The 21,436-nt window shown below is 34.3% G+C and carries 9 protein-coding genes; 1 reads left to right on the forward strand and 8 read right to left on the reverse strand.

The window, feature by feature from the left end:
- Nucleotides 1-40 precede the first annotated feature (40 nt).
- Nucleotides 41-862 carry a LytTR family DNA-binding domain-containing protein gene (locus tag Q1B37_RS19990; RefSeq protein ID WP_299901707.1) on the reverse strand — a complete coding sequence of 274 codons (822 nt, stop codon included), beginning with the start codon at nt 860-862 and terminating at the stop codon, nt 41-43.
- A 292-nt stretch (nt 863-1,154) separates the two neighbouring features.
- Between Q1B37_RS19990 and Q1B37_RS19995 the strand changes: the two genes are divergently transcribed.
- Nucleotides 1,155-1,763 (forward strand): hypothetical protein, encoded by a 609-nt coding sequence (locus tag Q1B37_RS19995; RefSeq protein ID WP_299901710.1) that lies wholly within the window; start codon nt 1,155-1,157, stop codon nt 1,761-1,763.
- Nucleotides 1,764-2,125: 362 nt separating this feature from the next.
- On the opposite strand, the gene Q1B37_RS20000 is transcribed toward Q1B37_RS19995, so the two are convergent.
- The 7 genes from Q1B37_RS20000 to Q1B37_RS20030 all read right to left on the reverse strand — a co-directional run bounded on the left by Q1B37_RS20000 (nt 2,126) and on the right by Q1B37_RS20030 (nt 21,421).
- Complete coding sequence (locus Q1B37_RS20000) at nt 2,126-5,971, reverse strand: hypothetical protein (RefSeq protein WP_299901713.1); 3,846 nt, start codon at nt 5,969-5,971, stop codon at nt 2,126-2,128.
- Nucleotides 5,972-6,460: 489 nt separating this feature from the next.
- Nucleotides 6,461-9,931 (reverse strand): glycosyl hydrolase, encoded by a 3,471-nt coding sequence (locus Q1B37_RS20005; protein ID WP_299901716.1) that lies wholly within the window; start codon nt 9,929-9,931, stop codon nt 6,461-6,463.
- A gap of 211 nt (nt 9,932-10,142) precedes the next feature.
- Nucleotides 10,143-14,066: a family 16 glycosylhydrolase gene (locus Q1B37_RS20010; RefSeq protein WP_299901719.1), complete on the reverse strand. Its 3,924-nt coding sequence runs from the start codon at nt 14,064-14,066 to the stop codon at nt 10,143-10,145.
- A 305-nt stretch (nt 14,067-14,371) separates the two neighbouring features.
- The gene (locus Q1B37_RS20015) at nt 14,372-15,130 is read right to left on the reverse strand and encodes a glycoside hydrolase family 16 protein (protein ID WP_299901721.1); all 759 of its coding nucleotides are present in this window, start codon (nt 15,128-15,130) and stop codon (nt 14,372-14,374) included.
- Between the two features lies 1 nt (nt 15,131).
- Nucleotides 15,132-17,459 carry a beta-glucosidase BglX gene (gene bglX / locus Q1B37_RS20020; protein ID WP_299901724.1) on the reverse strand — a complete coding sequence of 776 codons (2,328 nt, stop codon included), beginning with the start codon at nt 17,457-17,459 and terminating at the stop codon, nt 15,132-15,134.
- Nucleotides 17,460-17,654: 195 nt separating this feature from the next.
- Nucleotides 17,655-19,271, reverse strand: coding sequence for a glycoside hydrolase family 16 protein (locus tag Q1B37_RS20025; RefSeq protein WP_299901727.1), 1,617 nt, complete (start codon nt 19,269-19,271; stop codon nt 17,655-17,657).
- Nucleotides 19,272-19,363: 92 nt separating this feature from the next.
- A complete protein-coding gene (locus tag Q1B37_RS20030; protein ID WP_299901730.1) occupies nt 19,364-21,421 on the reverse strand; it encodes a PKD domain-containing protein in 2,058 nt (685 codons plus the stop codon).
- Nucleotides 21,422-21,436 lie beyond the last annotated feature (15 nt).

The following is a 21,436-nucleotide window of genomic DNA, read 5'->3' on the forward strand; positions in this document are numbered from 1 at the left end:
AAATCAGTATTTATAGGGGTTTGTGGGGAAACTACAAGTTTTAGGGGTTAATTCGCAATAGATTTAAGATGTCTTCATAATACTTTTCAGAAACTGGAATTTCATCTTCGTAATCCAGAAGCTTTATAATAGTATTTCTTCGCTTATCATTTTTAATACTAAAGCAATTTATGTTCACTAAATATCTTCGGTGACAACGATAAACTGGTGATATTGGATTTACTATTTGATCTTCTATATTCTTTAGACTAGACCTGAAAACAACTTTTTTGCGAAGTCCATCTTCTATTTTATGAATATCTACATAATTATCATCACTTCTTATGTATAAAATCTCATTAAGACTTAGATCTAACTGTTTTCCATTGGAAGAAGTTATGCGATACGTTTCTTTTGAAGATATAGAGGCTATACTCTGGCGATTAAAATAACTAAAAATCCCAACAACAAAAAAAGACACAATAATACCTATTCCTAAAAGTCTTCCTATCACGAGGAAATACTCGGTAAAAGTAAAATCTCTAAAACCACCCAAAAAACTCTTGTATAAGAACATTACTCCTCCGACAAAAAGTATTACCAAGGAATACCACAACAGTGCTTTGGCAATATTCCATTTTTTGAAAAAGTTATTAAAAATCCGAGGAATCAAAAACTCTATAAAAAAAATAGCAGAGGAAAAAACAACTCCCATGCTGATAGCAATAAGGTTATAGTACCAAATACCATTTTGATTAATTATATTAAATGGTTTAAAGAGAATAACGAATACACTGGCCAAAAATCCTATTAAAAATACCCAAATAATATTTCTGGTAGTCTTTTTTGGTCTTGGAAAGGGAGTTCGAAATAATTTAAACATTAGAATTGCTATTTACCATTTTCCTTTCTTTTGCAACTAAGAATATATTTTGTGCCGCAATGAAGATAAACAAGAATATATTAATCTTCCAAAAATGCCTATTTTAAAAAACCTTTCTTTAGAAAAGAACAAGCCAAATCTTATAACAATAAATAAGAGAATAATTCTCCCAAAACACATAAATCATTCTTGGCATACAAATTGGTATCATAGAGTGGTGTTATAAAATTATAACATTAGAGTTCTTATTTTAAAAAAATAAATATCTTTAACCCAGTTAAAAAACCTAATTATGAAAAAACTATTACTAGTAGCTGTTCTTATGGCCGCGACTGTTGCTTTTGCCCAAAAGAGAAAAGATCAAGAAGGAAGCATCAAAAATCTAAAAGGAATTTCTGAATACACACTTGTATTTAACTATGACAATCTTAAGGTTCATAAGTTTGATACTGAAGAGGAGTTTCTAAAAGATAAAATGGAAAAAAGAGAAAAGAAACATCCAGGAGAAGGAAGAGGTGAAAAATTCAAAAAATCATGGTTTGGTGATAGAGAAGAAAGATACGAGCCAAAATTTATTGAATCTTTCAACAAACGTTTTGAAGATGGTGAAGTAAAAGTTGGAAAAGACCTTTCTAGTGCTACGCATACTATGAAGGTAAAGACAACTTGGATATATCCAGGTTACAATGTTGGTGTTTCTAGACAGCCGGCAAAATTAAATGCTACTATTATTGTTTATGAAACTGCAAATCCTGATAAAATCTTATTCTCTACTAATTATATAAAAGTTCCTGGTGGAGGTGCTTTTGGAAATGACTATAACTCTGGTTATAGAATTTCTGAAGGATATGCTAAACTTGCAAAAGAACTTGCAAAATATATCAAGAAAAAGGCGAAATAAACATTTATTCGACATAAAGGAAAAGCTGTAGTAAGAGGTTACTACAGCTTTTTTTATTACAGTTTTTAATGGATATCAAAAGATAAAAGTAAAAGAACAAATAATACATTCAATTACAATTATTAATATCATTACGATTATCGATTGTGATCAGACATAGAAAAAAATATGGCTTAAAACATTTGAGTTATCACTTCTGTTATTTTAATAGCAATCTCAATTATATAATTCTGAATACATCTAAAAATTCTAAAAAAATTTAATAAAGTTGGATACAAGATATCTTTATTTAGAAAACAATCAATAAAAAAACCTGTAGCACATGCTACAGGTTTTCTTATTAGATAATCACAATTCACTACTTAATTGATTGTAGAAAATTGGATTGTTTCTGTATTTTCAGAAGTATCACCTTTCAGTACTAAAATATAGTTCATCATTGGTTGAATGTTTGCTTGTGAAGCCATATCTATAGTAAGTGTATTACAACCAGGATCTAGACTATCGGTCATTAATGGTCCTACTGCATTACCTTCCATCGTATAAATTTCGCATGTCACGGTTTGTGCCCTATCTACTTTAATATCAACATTCATTTGTCCGGTTCTGCTAACCGGTACTGGGAATGCAGTAGCCTCAAAAGCACTACTTAAACAAGGATCTGATGTTACCGATACAGTTACCGAATCTTCCACTGTACAACCGTTTTTGGTTACAGTAACACTATAAGTAGTTGTTTTCGAAGGCGAAACATTGATCGTATTTGTAGTCTCACCTGTAGACCAAAGATATGAGTCTACATCACCTGATACTGTTGCGGTTAGCGGAACTTGAATGGTTCCAAATTCTATTGTAATGTCATCTCCAGCATTCACTGAGATCTCCGTTACAATAACTGCTACCTCATCAGAAGCTTCACAACCATTTTGAGTAACTGTTACTGAATATATAGTATCCACTAAAGGAGCAACAGTAATATATCTTGTAGTTTCTCCGGTAGACCATAGATATGCATCTGCAATTCCCGCATCTAACTGAACTGTTTCTTCTGCACAGATATACTGATCAGCTCCTAAATCTACGTTTGCTTCATTAACAAATACTGTTACCTCATCTGTATTCACACAGTCTGCACAATTCGAAACAGTAACTGTATAGGTAGTATCTTCTGTTGGCGATACTGTAATACTAGAAGTTGTTTCTCCAGTAGACCATAGATATTCTACACCATTGGTTTGTACATCAATACATTCTCCAATATTTATATTAAAATCTCCGAAAGAAGTAGGATCTCCTTCAATATTAAACCATCCAGAACCTCCATAAACTGCTGGAGTATATTCGAAAGTATTTGCTCCATTTCCTAGCTGAAATGCTTCTCCTCTTCTAGAGATATCATAACTTAAAGACCCATTAATTTGAGTTACCGTACCACTTAACTCTGTATAATATACCCAACCTGTTGGATCTTCTGTTTGACAAGAACTAGCTTTTGGACTTCCCACTGGTGGTACTGTCGTAAAACCTGTAAAAGTAGCATCCACCATAAAAGAAGTATTGGTAGAATTATATTCAAAAACTTCTCCTTTTAAGGTTGCAGTTCCATCTACATTCTCACTCCAAACTAAATCGACGTTTCTAAACCATAATCTCTTTCCTTGATCATTTATAAATACTACAAACTGATGATGTCTTCCCCTACAATAATCCGTGTCTTTGATACTATATCCAACACATTCTTCACACTCACCTTCTCCTGTAACTTCAGCCGTTAATGTAATTTCGTCTCCTTTACACATAAATTCATCCGTACCTGCATCTACAATCAATACTTCAACTTCTTCAATTGTAAATGTCCCAAGATCAACTGGGCAGTCTTCATTACCCCAACGTACCCATAAGTTATAATCTCCAACTTCTAAATCATTAAAACTATAAGAACCTGAATCATCTGGTACTTCAGTATATGTAAGACCTCCATCAATGGAAAATTGAATATGTGTACGATCATCAGTATCCTCAAAAACAAGTTGTATATCTCCTGTTGGATTAGTACAGTCTGCATTGGTAAGAATTACTTCGGCAACAGGCGCTTGTCTTACATGTAAATCTATACTGTTAGAATATACATATTCTCCACACTCTTCGCTTTTTGCCGCTCTTCTATACCATAAAGAACCTGACTCAATTCTTGGTGGTAAATAGTTTATTCCGTTTGCCCCATCAATATCTTCCCAAGCTTGTCCTTGTTCTCTTTTTACCTGCCACTGATATACCACTGTTAATCCAGTTTCTTCTGCAAGGTCGGTTCCTATCAACTCTTCTGGATCAAAAGCTTGGCAGTTGATTTGCGTTTCTTCTATTTCTCCTCCATCTTCAAGCTTGTTCTTATAGGTTACTGTAACAACATCTGTTGCTTCACAATCGTTACAATTTTTAACCGTAACTGAATATTCCCCAGCTTCAGTCACAGTAATACTTGATGTATTTTCACCTGTTGACCATAAATATGTTAGATCATTTTCATCTGTAGCGATACAATCACCAAAATTAATGTTGAAATCACCTCTATCGTATGTTTGGTCAGTAGTATCAAACCATCCACAAGCACCAAATTTACCTTTTTCAGCTTCTGTTTGATTTGCTCCATTACCCATTTGGAATGCTGGTCCTCTTCTGGACAAATTAACAGACCAAGAACCATCTGTACTTTTTACTGTACCTACTAATCCTGTGTAGTATATCCAATCAGAACTATCCTCATCATTACAGATATGATCTTTTGGACTATCAGCAGGTGTATTTACTACTTTTCCTGTAAATAAGGCATCTACTTCGTATGTTTTTTGTTCTAAAGTGTGATCATATACTGTTCCAGAAAGTTTAGCCGTACCATCGGCAAACTCTTCCCACTGAAGGTCTACATTAGAAAACCATCTTGGATTCGTTCCATCTGTTAACCACATCACATAATTTTCATTTCTATTACAGTGATCGGTATCTAAAATAGTGTATCCAACACAATCGCTACAATTTTGATTCCCTTCTACAGTTGCTGTTAAGGTAACTTCCTCGCCTTTACAAATTTCTACATCTTCTCCAGCATCTACAGTAATCGTTTGATCTTCGATAGTTACCACTCCTAGATCTACAGGACATTGATTATTCCCCCAACGTACCCAAAGATCATAACTTCCTGCTCCCAATCCAGTAAAGGAAAAGATTGCAGAATCATCTGGTACTGTCTTATAAGTTGTACCTCCATCTTTAGAAAATTCGATATGAGTTCTTCCGTTAGTATCACCAAAAGTAAAAGTAATGCTACCGTCATTCTTTTCACAATTAGCATTTTTTACGCTAACATCTACATTTGGCACTTCTTTTACATGAATATCAACTACATTAGAATATTTGTAAGTATTACATCCTTCTATTTTTACAGCTCTTCTGTACCAAACCGAACCAGAATCTCTAAATGGTGGTTGGTAATTTTTAGCATTAGCTCCTTGGATATTTTGCCATTGTCCTCCGATATTCTCTTTTATTTGCCATTGGTATTTCACATTTCTGTGATCTCCACTACTTACTGCAGTACCGATAAACTCTTGTGGCGTAAAACCACCACAGTTCCACTGTGTTTTTTCGATCTTACCAGCATTCAATTCACAGTTATTATAATGAAGAACTTTCACTTTAAATTTCTCCCAAGAACCTATTCTTGATCTGTTACAGATCATCGGTTTCTTACCATCTTCAGAAGAAACATATTTACCATTACTTCCTTTTAAGGCAATTCTACCATTTCCTAACTTAACAACTTTAAACTTTTGCCAAGCCCAAACGTTATTTACGTTGCAATACATTCTTTTTTCTCCATTTTCTGAAGAAAGGTATTTCCCATTGTTTCCTTTTAAAGCAATTTTACCATTTCCAGCATCTACTACTACAAATTTTTCCCAAGAACCAATTCTAGTTCTATTAGCATTAATAGGTTTCTTTCCGTTCTCTGAAGAAACATATTTACCATTATTGGCAATTAATACGATTGTTGCTCCAATAGGAACATCCGTATACGTTTCAAAAGCTTCAAAAGCCTTCTCTTCATTTTTGGCTTGTGTGGTTAAAGACACAAAACATAACAAGGCTAGTAATACACTAGTCATATTACGCCTTTTTGATTTGTACTTTTCTAAAGTAATTTTCATCATAAGGTTGGTTTTTGTTAATGATTTTAAGTTAGTTTGTCTTTACATAAATTATACTCTACATGTAAAAAATGAAGAGTAAAAAAATGTAATAATGAAAATTGGAAATACAGTGAAAATCTAAAAACTAAGCACTAGTTTTTAATGTTATGCTAAAGCAATAACATTACGAAGTTTAACCCCTATCCCCAGCGCAAATATTATAAATTATGATATGTCTGAGAAGAAAAAAAAACGAAAAACGTTGAATAACAGATTCCTCCTATAAAATGTTAAAATCTCTTAATAAGTGTTAAATTGTAGTATAAAACTTACTTTTCTTAAAAAGATTACATTTCATCGAAAAATATCACTCAAACATCTAACTCAAAGGTTATTATTGGACAGTCTATTCGAAAAAAAACCATCAAAACAGACTCAAATAACTACAAAAAAGAAAAAAGTGATTTGAGCTATTCAAATCACTTTTTTATCTCAAATGAGAAACCTGTATTATATTTTTACCAATTTGAAACTTCGTATTTCGCTTCCATTATATAATCTCAAAAAATATATCCCAGTTGGGTTTTTACGCATATTAAATTCGAGTTCTTGTTGTTTTGAAACTATCATTTTATCCAAAACCACTTTGCCAGAAACATCCATGATCCGGTATCTAAAATAATCATGTTCCTTTGGTAGTGTCATATATGCTTTTTCCAAAAAAGGATTTGGGTACATCACAATGTCAGTTTCTACATCAGGAACCTCTGATGTTCGGTTTTGATCGCATGCTCCTACTATGAAATCATGTTTAGTAGCTGCTGTGTTATTTTCTCCTCCCGTTGGAAGACTATAAGTATAGTAGAAATAAATCTGCTCTCCACTATTGGCATTGATCTGAAAAGGTACATTAGGTGTTACCAAATATCCTGGATATGGACCTGAAATATTTGTACTATAATACAAAATACAAACTCCATCACCTACGCCATTAATCTCTGGTATAAAGGTAATCGTAGGATTAGATGTATCCGATGAAATTTCATAGCTATATTGGTTGTTAGCAGCTAATCCAGTACAGTTATCACTTGTAATTACTTCTGATTCTTTAAATTCTAGATAATTCACATTTAAACCATTTGAATCGAAAACTAATCTTAACTCATGATTCCCTTCCGCAATAGTAATATCATTTACAGAAACTGTCTCATACTGTTGCCAACTTCCTGTATTAGGCACTGATATAACATCTGTAATCGCAACACCATCAAGCTCTAAATGGAACTGACCATTTCCATTAGGTGAAGCTACACGAAACTCTATATCGTAATTAGATGAAGAAGCTGTAGCAGAAATATCGTAAGCCAACCACTCGCTTGCTCGTATCCAACCCACGTTATACGATCCTCCTAAAACGTCTCCTGTGTTTTCTATATCTACATCATCCTGTCGATAAGCTCCTCCGGTATTACCTGATGTTAAATCATGATATCCGATTCCTTCTCCTCCTTCTTTATAATCCTCTGCTTCAATTATTCCTGGGATAATTTGATCATTATTTGGAGGTACAATAATTTCATCACCATCTGTTGTTAGTAATGTATTTGCCGGAACAACAAATGAATCTATCTCTATATTATCCTTAAATACAATACATGTCTGATCTATATTCTTAGGATTATACACCACATAGGTTATCTTTCCATCTTTCTGAAAAGTACTACTTAATGGTAAACTTAGTCGATAATTTGATTGTCTTAATCCAAGGTTTTGAGAATTATGAGCATAGTAATATGTTAAGGCACTTTCATTAGAATTATGAGCGACACCATATTCTTGAGATCCTATCGCACTATCCCAAAACTCATCAAACTTACTGGTAACGCCCTCTGGATCAAAAAATAGTTTAAAACCCCAACAAACATTCATCCAGTCTCCACTTAAATTCCCTAAATCATTCTCCATATTACTGATAATCGGATTTACCAAAGCATTTACTTCGTTTGTCGTTAAGAAGTCATTCCAAAAGCTATATGCTGGTGTAATCGGCAACCATTGTATACCATGAATATAAGTGTCTTGCGCACCAAAAAAAGTTCCATAAACGTATCTATTCATTTCTAAAATACCAACTATTGGTTGCTCATATCCGATTTCTTCAAATACACCACTTTCATTATACCAATAATCCGCTATGGCCCTTCCCTCCATTACATATCCATAGGCTGCAGCATCTCTCATCTCAACATTTTCAGTTATTTCTCCTGTCATAAACATTCCGGCCCAAGACTGCATTGCTTCTGAAGTAGATTCTTGATTGTTTCCAATAGCGTTTCCTAAACCATTAGCAAAAGAATGCCCCATCCAAGGACTAAAAGTTCTCAAATAAGGAAAATCTGTATCATTTCTATCCCAATTAGCATACGTTTTTATAACTTTTGTAAGCATAGGCCAATATGCATCCATTGATCCTGGTTCTGCCATTTCTAATAATGCTCCAGCATGTGCTAAATATCCATAGTGAAAATGATGATCGGTAAAAAGTCCAGAGAAAAATTCCTCATTAAACCCTACTAATGCTTTCCACGCTGGATAGTATGCATAGTAAAAAGATGTCTCCCCTGGTGTATAAGTAAGCCAATCATATGTTCTCTCTTTTGCAAAATTCAATAAATCTTGATAGTCTGGATGATTGATTTCTTTGGCGATAAGAACATATTTAATTAGTTGGACCAAATATTTTCCTCCCCAATACGTACCATCAGCAAAATTATCTCTATCTAGGCGAGCATTATAATTATCGATCATTTCGATCAATTTAGCACGCTCATAAGGAGTTATATCATTATTATCTGTTATAGGTTCATTAAAATGTGGTAAAAGATTAGCATTAAACTCATAATTAAAAGAAAAACTAGTTCCTTCAGCTAATTTTAATGTTCCTCTGGGTGTAGCGCTATATTCCCTATTATTAAGAAACGAAAAATTGTTTGCGTTTCCTCTATAATGATGTGGGATAAAACCTTGTAAAACATTAGGTTGATTACCGATTATATTTATTTTTTCAACATTGTAGGTGACATTTACCAGACCATTCTCTGGTTGATAATCATATATCGCTTTTGTATCCACAGGTTTCGAAAAAGCATAGTCATGTAAAAAATTTAGATCTGATATTTCTGTTAACGCCGAAAAGACGATGTACTTACCATTACTATTTACTAGTTCTAGATCTCCTTCTATCCCATTTCTTGGAATGATGCTCGTACTTTCGGTAAGATGAACACCGTACAAATTTCCGTCATATTCGATAATAAATCGATCTAAGGTTGCAGGAAAAACGAGTGGATTTCCATTAGCATCATAATAATTTCTAACACCAGTATGAATAGATTGAATAACAGCATCAAACCCATTTGGTTTTGTCCAGACAAATGGCATTCCTTGTGCTAAAGTAACATCAATGGTCTGATTACTGGTTGTACTTTGAACTTCTAAATCTACATGCCAATCAGACCAATTTATCGCTGATGTTTTGTTAGCTATAAAATCATTTCCAGTTAAAGTTACCAAGTAATCAACACTAACACCAACACTTTCATTACCTCCCCAGTCTTTTGCCGTTCTGTGACCAATTTGATATCCCTTATCATTTGCTCTTGATAATAGTGGGTATGTCCAAAGATTTCCTCCATTTCGGGATCCATCAGCATTTTCGTTATACAAAACACTCGTCCACCAATCATTTGTAGGTATTGGCTTGCCTATCATTTCAGGACTTAGATCTAGTGTAGGATTTAGTGCTATACTCTGAAATGTTCCATTTTCGGGATCGTTTCCTATATATTCATGAGAAGGAGGATATTCTGCATAGGATCCTGCTCCCACGGGAATTACATTTTGGGTATAAAGCTCTGTATATGGAAATACTAGATACAGTAATCCCAATACTATTTTGGTGCATATTGTGGTTTTATTCATGAGTATGGTATTTGTGTGAATTCTAAATGAGTATGATATCTTGAGTTTTTATGTTGGTATTCATAAATATTGCATATAGAGTCTAATCTCATCAACAACTTCTTAAAAAAGTATTTTTTGATGAAACAAAGATGAATACTCCAAGAATTCGATTTTTGATAGTAAGAAAATATTAGGAGCAACTTTTAATAAAGTCGCTCCTTTTGCTAGATTAGTTTTTAACTATTTTAGAGATAAAAGGTTCTGTATTTTGACCATAAGCTTTTATGATATATACCCCTTTAGCTAATGAGCTAATATCTAAATTCAGTGCCGTTGTGGTTTTATCAAGTTGTTTTTTGAGTACTGGTACACCTTTAATACTGTACAAGTGAATTTGAGATATTCCACTAATGTTGGATATTTCTAAAACATCACTAGCAGGATTTGGATACATCACAATGTCAGTTTCTACATCAGGAACCTCTGATGTTCGGTTTTGATCACATGCTCCTACTATGAAATCATGTTTAGTAGCTGCTGTGTTATTTTCTCCTCCCGTTGGAAGACTATAAGTATAGTAGAAATAAATCTGCTCTCCACTATTGGCATTGATCTGAAAAGGTACATTAGGTGTTACCAAATATCCTGGATATGGGCCTGAAGTATTTGTACTATAATACAAAATACAAATTCCATCACCTACGCCATTAATCTCTGGTATAAAGGTAATCGTAGGATTAGATGTATCCGATGAAATTTCATAACTATATTGGTTGTTAGCAGCTAATCCAGTACAATTATCAATAGTAATTACCTCTGATTCTTTAAATTCTAGATAATTCACATTTAAACCATTTGCATCAAAGACTAACCTTAACTCATGATTCCCTTCTGCAATAGTAATATCATTTACAGAAACTGTCTCATACTGTTGCCAACTTCCTGTATTAGGAACTGATATAACATCTGTAATCGCAACACCATCAAGCTCTAAATGAAACTGACCATTCCCATTAGGTGAAGCTACACGAAACTCTATATCATAATTGGATGAAGAAGCTGTAGCAGAAATATCGTAAGCCAACCACTCGCTTGCTCGTATCCAACCCACGTTATATGATCCTCCTACAACGTCTCCTGTGTTTTCTATATCTACATCATCCTGTCGATAGGCTCCACCAGTATTCCCTGATGTAAGATCATGATACCCGATTCCTTCTCCTCCTTCTTTATAATCCTCTGCCTCAATTATTCCAGGAAGCGTATATAATGATGTATTATTTTCTAAAACAGTAATTGTAGCAGATCCAGATACGGATCCACTAGATGCTGAAATGGTATGCGTACCAATATCCGAACCAGTATATAAACCATCCGAATTTATTAAACCGCCAGTAGTTGTCCAATCAACATTAGTAACAAACGGTTCTCCATTTTGATCAAATCCTTGTGCTTGAAATTGTAAGGTTTCTCCCTGATATATTTCTGTAGTATCAGAAGAAACAACAATAGAAGACAATACTGGAGTTGGCACAACATCTTCTTTTTGTAACGATCTCAAATTATCAAAATAAAATATGTAATCACTTTCGTTATTAGGGTCAAAAAGTAATACTACATTATCTATTTGTGCATCATTCACCACTAAATCGGGTGTTGCGGTTAATACAAATTCTAATGTATGCCAATTGTTTTGTTCTTTCACTACAGCTTGGTAAACACTATGTCGTCCTGTTGGATAGTTAGCTGGAGTTGCCATTGTACTTGATTCTAATTGCCAACTAATTACCGTTCCAATCGGAGCATCAGTGTAAATATCCATTGCAAATCTTTTTTCTTCAGAAACATATGAACTAGCATCATTGATAAAATTTGTTTCAAAAAACAAAACATCATATAGTTCAACACCATTTCTAACATATCTTCCCACTTGTGCTGATGAATTAATTTCATTTTCTTCTGGATTAACCGAAGGAGCTTGATACACTCCTGTTGATCTGGAATCAAAAGTCAAATGATCGTTACCATCATAATCCTGAATCATTTCCGAAAAAATATATGATGCAGGTAGAGAAGTAATCCCATATCTAAAATTATCAAAATAGTAGGTATCAGAAGTATTGGAGTTTGGATCAAAAAGTATCGAAATTTCATCGACGGATAAATTAGAAGTTCCTCCATCTGGTGATGCAGCATGTGTAAATGCTATGGTACGCCAAGCATTTTGTTCTGAAACTATTCCGATATACTGACTGTTTCTTCCTAATGGAAAATCGTTTTCCGATGTTACTTGATTTTCTAAACTAATAGTAATTTCTGTTCCAACTTCTGCTTCTGTGTAAATATCCATAAAGAAAAGTTGATCTCCTTCTTTAAAAGGATTACTATCCGTAATGATTGAGGTAGAAAAGCTTACTACATCATATTGTGACGAAGCATCTCTAACATAGCTAGCTACGTTAGCGCTATTATTTATATTATTTACAGAAGGGTTAGAAACACCCGCTGTATATACACCATTCTGAAAAATAGGATTTAACTCATTTACTCCATCATAATTAGCAATAATAACCTCATCTATTACTGGTACTTCTCCAGCGATCATACTTCTCATATTATCTAAATAAACAATATGATTTGTATTACTATTAGAATCTATTAATAAAGCAAATTGATTTACTTCTAGAGCTCCAACAGTTACATCGGGTCTATCTAACAATTCAAATTCTAAGGTTTCCCACTGATTTTGGGTAGTGGATCTGGCGGCATATCGACTATGTCTTCCGATTGGCCAATCTCCAGACGATAAATTTCCATTTTCTAATTGTAAAATAAATTCCGTTCCAACCGGTGCCTCTGTATATACATCTATCCAAATAGATTTCTTTCCAGATATAAAATCTAGAGCATTTCCTATATCCGAAGATTCCATAAACAACACATCATACTGTGATCCTCCGTCTCGTTGATAGCTACCTACTAATGATGAATTGTTAGTGTTATCTGTCTCGGGATTAGTAATACTTTCTATTAATACTCCTGAAGTAGTACTACCATAGATTAGGTTTCTATTTGATTCAAAATCTTCAAAAACAAAGTCTAAAGTTCTTGGTGGTTCTACAGTTACACTTATGCTATACTCATTACTCCCACAATTGGGGGTATTAACTGAAACTGAGACATCGCCACCAGTATTCCCCCAATTTACGGTGATCGAATTTGTACCTTGACCAGATACAATCGTGGCATCTGATGGTACTGACCAATTGTAAGAAGCACCTTCAGTTGGTGATATGGTGTATACTTTATTCGTATCACCTTGATAAACTGTATTATCTCCAGTGAGTTGTGTGTTAAAAGTTCCGCTATAGACTCTTACATAATCTACCTCCATTTGTGTTGGATAATCTGCAGGTGTAGGTGCTATAAATCCAGTATATGGAGTTCCTGGACCTCCAACGGCTACATTAAGAATAATATACCAGTCTCCTTGATTAAATGGCCACGGATCCACAGTATTAGCAGGTGTAACAGCATGATATAATTGATCATCTACATACCATCTTATTTCTGTTGGTTCCCATTCTACTGCATATTCATGAAACCCTTCAGAAAGATCCAAACCTGCATCATATTCTCTACCATTAAATTGATGACCTCCATTATTATAATGTACGGTACCACCAATTGATTCAGGATTTTTATGTTGGGATTCCATGATGTCAATTTCTCCAGTAAAAGGCCAACTTCCATTTTCTGAAAGCATCCAGAATGCTGGCCATATGCCACCTGCCGACGGTAATTTTATACTCGCTTCATATCTTCCGTATCGTGCATTAAATTTACCAGAAGTTATCAACTTAGAAGAAGTATATTGTTTTCCTCCAAAGGATTCATTTTTAGTTGTAATTATTAAATTTCCATTTTGTACTGTTGTGTTTTCTGGTCTGTACCACTGCTCTTCTGCATTACCCCAACCACAGAGTGTAGGGCATCCATCTCCATTATCAAAACTCCATTTGAAAAGATCTACAGAAGTACCATCGAATTCATCGTTAAATATTAATTCAGAACATTGGGAATAACTAGTATTTAAGCAGCATATAAGAAAACTGCATAGTAAAATGGTTTTAAGAAATTCATTTGTTTTCATCATTAAAATGTTTTGTGTAAATAAGTTAGTTGTAAAATTTTTACATAATAATTCTATGCTATATGAATTTCTTCATATAGCTTTTCTTCTCTGCGTATTCGCATTATTATCAATAAATAATGGATACGCTAATTATGTTTTTCCCAAGTAGTCCGTGATACATAGAAACATTTAATCGGTTTCCATGATCTATTTCCAAGTGATATTAAAATATCGTGGTCTTAAATCTAGTTTTAGCTGTATAGTGAATTTATACATAACTGAAACTAAGGGTAGAATAATATATATTAATCTATAAATCAGTTTTATTGCCAGATTTTGATATAATCGATTTCAAATTCTTTCGGAAAAATCGAATCGTCAACTTCTGGTCCCCCAAAATTACCACCAATTGCAAGATTAATAATTATATAAAATGGTTTATTAAAAGGCCATGTTTGATCATTTTTTATTTCTGGGGAAAATGTATAAACCAGTTGGTCATCTAAATAAAATTCTATCTTTTCGGCTGTCCAAATGCACTTATATATATGAAAACCTTCTTCAATACTATAATTAACAGTTTTCTTAGAGTTGATTGTATTTCCATGACTATCTCTAGTATGTAAAGAAGTATAAATCGTATGAGGTTCCTTACCAACATATTCTAAAATATCTATTTCTCCGCAGTCTGGCCATCCAATTTCATCAATATCTGATCCTAACATCCATACTGCAGGCCATAGACCTTGACCGGTAGGTAATTTTGCTTTTACTTCTATAGTACCATACTGAAACTCTATTTTATCCTTAGTAGTTATTCTCGTAGATTTATATACATCTCCTTTTTTAGTCGCTGTAATAATTAAATTTCCATTTTGTAGTTTGGCATTTTCTCTAGTATAGATTTGCCTTTCATTATTACCCCAACCGCATAAATCGGGACAACCGTCCCCTTGTTGATAGTTCCAATAAGATTCATTTAATTCCGTTCCATCAAAATTTTCTTCCCAAATAATAGATTTAGAGTCTTGGCAAGACACCAGGAAAAGAGAAATAATAATATAGGTTAAGAGATTTTTCAATTTATTTAAGCTCAAAAGTTGATTTCATTGTTTTGTCAGAACTACCACCCACGAAAACTTCAAATTCTCCAGGTTCGATAATCCAAGTATTTTTATTATCGTAGAAACCAAGCGTTTCCTTTTCTAATTCAAAATTTACTGTTTTCGTTTCTCCTGGTTTTAATGAGATTATCTCGAATCCTTTCAGTTCTTTTACAGGTCTCGTAATACTTGCAAAAAGGTCTCTTATATACAATTGTACCACTTCTTTTCCTTCATAATCTCCAGTATTAGCAAGCTCAATAGACACTAATACTTTTGGATCATTATATGACTGATTTTCTGTAGTAACTTTTAAATTCGAATACTCAAAAGTTGTATAACTTAATCCATGACCAAAAGCATAGAGTGGAGAATTCTTTTGATCTGAATAATGTGACCAGAAAACAATATCTGGTGCTGGTTCCGTTGGCCGACCTGTATTTTTATAATTATAGTAAATAGGTACTTGCCCAACATTTCTAGGAAATGACATTGGCAATTTACCGCTTGGATTATAATCCCCATATAAAACTTGAGCAATAGCGTTTCCACTTTGGGTTCCTAAATGCCAAGCTTCTACAATAGCTGGTATATGTTCATCTGCCCAAGGAATGGCCAAAGGTCTTCCGTTATTTAGCACTAAAACAATATTCGTATTCACTTTATATATTGCTTCTAGTAATTCTTGTTGAACTCCTGGTAAATCTAGTTCTGTTCTACTTCTACCTTCTCCACTTTGAAAACCAATTTCACCTAACACCATAACCACCACATCTGCATCTTTAGCAGCTTTTATGGCTTCATTAAACTCACCCTTATCAGTGGTATTAATTTTAGTTTCGGTAACAAAAGCAGTATTCCCGATAGAAACATCAGCACCTTTTGCATACTTCAAAGAGTTTCCTTTATACTGCTGCATTCCTTCTAAAACGGATATAGCTGTATTATCATCTGCCGCTATTCGCCAACTTCCTAACGGACTATTTTTATCACTTGCTAATGCACCTATTAAAGCTATTTTTTGTCCTTCTTTCTTAAGAGGAAGTAATTGATTTTCATTTTTAAGTAATACTATGGATTTTTTGGCTATATCTAGAACAGCATCATTATTTTCTGAACTACCTAATACTTCTTTTTCTCTTTTTTCATCACAATATTTATAAGGATCTTCAAATAATCCTAGTTCGTACTTGACTCTAAGAATTCTTCGGGCAGCATCGTTAATCAGTTTTTCTTCTACTTTCCCTTCTTTTACTAAATCTGCAAGATGTTCCACATATAAATAAGATTCCATATCCATATCAGACCCAGCATTCGCAGCTAATTCAGCTGCTTTTTTGCCATCCTTTGCATATCCATGTGCTATCATTTCGGTAATAGAACCCCAATCGGAAACTATAAAACCTGTAAAATTCCAATCTCCTTTTAAAACATCTCTTTGCAGCATCTTATTACCCGTAGCAGGAATTCCATTAAGTTCATTAAACGAATTCATAAAAGTCTTTACTCCTGCATCATTAGCAGCTCTAAATGAAGGAAAAACAATATTATTTAAGGTAGAAGTACCAATGTCTACGGTATTGTAATCTCTACCAGATTCTGAAAAACCATATCCTGCAAAATGTTTTGCACAAGCAGCTATCGTATAGTTAGCAGATAGATCTTCTCCCTGAAAACCTTGCACTCTGGCTACACCTATTTTAGCACCTAAAAACGGATCTTCGCCACCACCTTCCATAACTCTTCCCCATCGGGCATCTCTAGAGATATCAATCATTGGTGCAAATGTCCAATTAATTCCTGCTGCGGATGCTTCTAAGGCAGCTACCTCAGCAGACTTTTTAATTGCTTCCATATCCCAACTTGCAGACTCTGCCAAAGGAATAGGACTCATTGTTTTATATCCGTGTATGACATCAAAACCTATAATTAAAGGAATTCCTAATCTAGATTCTTCAACAGCAATTTTTTGTACAGCTCTAACATCTTTTACTCCTCGTACATTTAACATAGATCCTACCCAGCCTTTGCGTAAATGTTCATACTTCTTAGCAGCAGCACCTTCTTTAGGTTGAGGACCTGTTAGATCCCAGAATCCATTATATTGATTCATTTGTCCTATTTTCTCTTCCAAAGTCATAATACCAAGCAAAGAATCTAATTTTGATTCAATAGCTTGATCTAATCCTAAAGAAGTATTTGGACTAGCTTCTGTATTTAAATTCATTGTTTTTTCTGATGAAGATGTACAGCTCATTATTAATAAACTAGATAGAATCCCTATAAATATGCTACTTCTCTTTTTCATGCTCTTATATTATTGTCCTAGAGGTCATGTAGAACTCAACAACAATCATTTGTTTGTATGTCAAATTTAATTCAGACTTGTTTCGTTATAAAAGATCTAAGCCTTTTTTTCATAATCTTTGTTTATAGGAAGGCTATGTGTGGTAAATAGCCTTCCCCACAAAAAACAATTTAAAAACTAACTTTAACTTTAGTTTTACTGATAAACCCTTACATAATCAATTTCCATTGTGGATTCTACAAAAGCAGGGTCAATAGTTCCTCCAAAAGTTCCTCCCATTGCTACATTTAGTATCAAAAAGAAATCGTTATTATAAAAAGGTAAATTATTAGCATATGGAAACGTATGATATACGGTACCGTCTATAGAAAAGACTATTTCCGTTGAGGACCATTCTACGCTATACACATGAAAGTCATTTGATGCACCTGAAACAGTAGTTTCTTCAAAAATTGCATTTCCCGCACTATTTCCAGGAAAGTGAAGTGCACTAGAAACAACATCCTGATTATTCCCTACGTGTTCCATAATATCAATCTCACCACAATTTGGCCATCCCACTTCGTTAATATTTGCACCTAACATCCATATGGCAGGCCACGTTCCTCCACCTGTTGGTAATTTTGCTCTAACATCTACTCTACCATAGGTAAACTCAAACAAATCTTGTGTTCTTATTCTAGACGATGTATATCCTCCATTTTCTGCTCTCGCTGTAATTTTTAGTACTCCATCTTCGACTAAAACATTAGAAGGATCATCGGTATAAGATTGCGACTCTCCATTTCCCCACCCATTATCTCCGGTTCCTAAATCATATGTCCAATTTGCTGGATTCGGAGCTCCATTAGCATCAAACTCATCTGACCATACTAAAGTATCAAATGGTGGTTCTCCTACATTTCCAGATCCAGAATCTTCTGGAACAAAAATATGATACCATGCTAATTGTCCTCCTCCAAAATCGCTAGAGACATCCTGAATTCCTCGAATACTTAGTTTGTCTGCAGTTAATTCTATTACTTCATATTCTACAGCTCCAGACCAGTAAGACATGGTGCTATTTTCTACACTAATAACTCTTTTCCCTTCTTCATTTTCGAAAATAACGAAACTACTATTCGTTGCTATCTGATCTGTAATATCTCTACATTCATCTACAAACTGAGTTGGAGTATCATTTGGAAAAAACCTCGGAATCTCTGCCCAGTTAATGAAAGTTTGGTTCGCATCGCCCGTAATTAATTCGAAAGTATAATTATCATTAGCGTCATAACTAAATACCAAAACATCATCATAGAGACATGAATTTAATTGGTTAGGCGAAGCAGAAAAGAATTCTGGAAAATCATTTGTAATCGGTCCTACTCCAAAATGTCCTCCTACACCGCGGTCCCAAACCCATCTTTTACTTCCGTCTCCACCAATCATTTGTAATGTTGCTTGATCAATAAATAATCTTACGTCCAAATCCAATTCTATCGTTTGGGAAGAAGAAGTCCCTCCCGTTCCAAAAGCTACCACGGTAATTAACACCGAATATTGACCAGATTGTGTATATCTAAAGGTTTGTGATTCTCCTGGCAATACTACTGTGGGTTCCCCGTTTTGCGTAAAGAAAATATGAAAATTCAACGCATTATCAGCCTGCGGTGTAATAGTTACGTTTCCTGTCTGTCCGTCTTCGATGATTGCATCAATCTGAAGATTAGAAGGTGGAATAATTGCACTGAGTTCCGAATCATCATCTTGACAACCTACACAAATCACTAATACAATTATTATTACTATTTTTCTATAAATCTGTATCATTAGATTACCTTTTATTATCTTTTTATTTTTTCTTTCTAATCCTCTATATCAACTCTAAAAACAACTGATATTTATTTTTTTGATATAAGAGATCAAAGGCGTATTAGTCTGTATTGCCAAAATACCCCAGAACCTGCTTCAACAATTACAGACATTGTATTGGTATCTGGGAATGTAACATCATAGGTAATAGCTCCAGGAACTGCTACGTTAGGAAGCTCTCCTTGATTATTTGCCTTGGCTAAACCTATATAAGCTCCTGTTCCGGTAATCGTTACTGTGCCCGCACTTTGATCATATGCATATGTAGCTGGATTTGATCCATCATGAGGTGCGACAGGAGTACCGCAAGCGTCACCTCCGCCTTGCCATCCTTCAATCCATGATTCACCATTTAATACATTACTAAACGTACCATCTTCACTAAAAACATATAAATCATTATAATAACAAGCTCTTTCTGCAACACAGGCATCATCACAAGCGAACCAACTGGTATCTCCTGGAGCTGGTCCAACCCCTAAAGCTCCTGCTTCTGGTGCTAGTTTCCATACTCCTTCTATTGGCGTGGTATACGTTTCTCTAATTAATCTATATTGCCAAAACACACCTGCTCCAGATTCTACAATGACACTGATTGTATTATTATCTATAAAAGAAATATTATAGGTAATTGAAGAAGGCACTGCTACATTAGGAAGTTCTCCTTGATTATTAGCCTTTGGTAAACCGATATAAGCGCCAGTTCCATTTACTGTTAATGTTCCTGCTGCCTGATCGTACGTATAGGTTGCCGCATTATTTCCATCATAAGGAGCCACAGGTGTTCCACACGCATCACTTCCACCTTGCCATCCCTCTATCCAAGTTTGATCACCAAGTACATTACTAAATGTCCCATCCGTGTCAAACACATATAAGTCATCATAATAACAAGCTCTTTCAGCAACGCATGCATCATCACAAGCAAACCAACTTGTATCTCCTGGAGCAGGTCCAACACCTAAAGCCCCAGCTTCTGGTGCTAGTTTCCATACTCCCTCTATACTTGCTGTCATATTTGTTGTTAAGGTAACATCATCAAATAAGTATACAGAATCATCACCTGCTACTCCAAAATCGAAGAAAATCACCACCTTTTGATATTCATTATTGGTGTCAATTGCACTAAAATCAAACTCTAATTCTTCCCACTCATTAGCTACGGTATTTATAACATCAACTTCATAACCAATACTAGCATCTGTTGCATTTTCAACTTTAAGTTTTACTGTAATTCCACTTTTAGGAGCAAATACTTTTACTCTAAATAATTTATTAGTAGAAAAATCTATTGGGTTTTCTAATTGCAAAAATGTTCCTGCCCATACTTCAGCTCCTGTTGGTTTCGTTAATTGTCCAACTCTGGCACTAGTATTAATATCCAATTGATTAGGATTATCTATAACCTGTGCAGTTGCATTTCCAAAACTTGTAAATCCGTAATTAATAGTAAATGATTCAAAATCTATTGGCAATGTTACCGGATCTGTAGCTGCTGTTATGGTTACTAGTTGTGTAGTTTCTGTTGTAGCTGCTCCTGCACCTCTGGCAACTACTCTTACGGTATAATCACCAGGGTTTTCATAGGTGTGTTCAACCGTTTCACCTGGCATTATTACTGTTGGTTCCTCATTTTCAACATCACCAAAATACACATCAAACAAAGTAGCAAAATCTGCGCTAGCACTCACTCTTACTATTGCAGGATTAACAGTATCCTGATCTAAGGTTACTACCAAATTTTCTGGTGCTCTGAAAGATACTACTACTACTTGCGAAAACTCACTAGTAAGTCCAGTTGCTCCAACAGCTACTACTCTAGCAGTATATGTTCCTTCTTGATAAATATGCTCAGCAGTGCTTCCTGGTGATATTACAGTAGCTTCTTCATTATCCGTATCACCAAAATATATTTCGAAAGTAGAAGCACTTGTAGCACTTGGTGTAATCGAAACCAATCCAGTATCGTCTTGTGTAATATCAAAAACTGCATTTACATTTGTAGGTGCTGATATTCCTTCAAATGCGTAAGAAATATCATCATCATTACATCCAACAAAAATAGATGCAAGTATCGTTAGTATTGGTATAAATTTTAATAATCTCATTTTCTTATCATTTTA

Source organism: uncultured Aquimarina sp. (assembly GCF_947492965.1).
Taxonomy (GTDB): Bacteria; Bacteroidota; Bacteroidia; order Flavobacteriales; family Flavobacteriaceae; genus Aquimarina.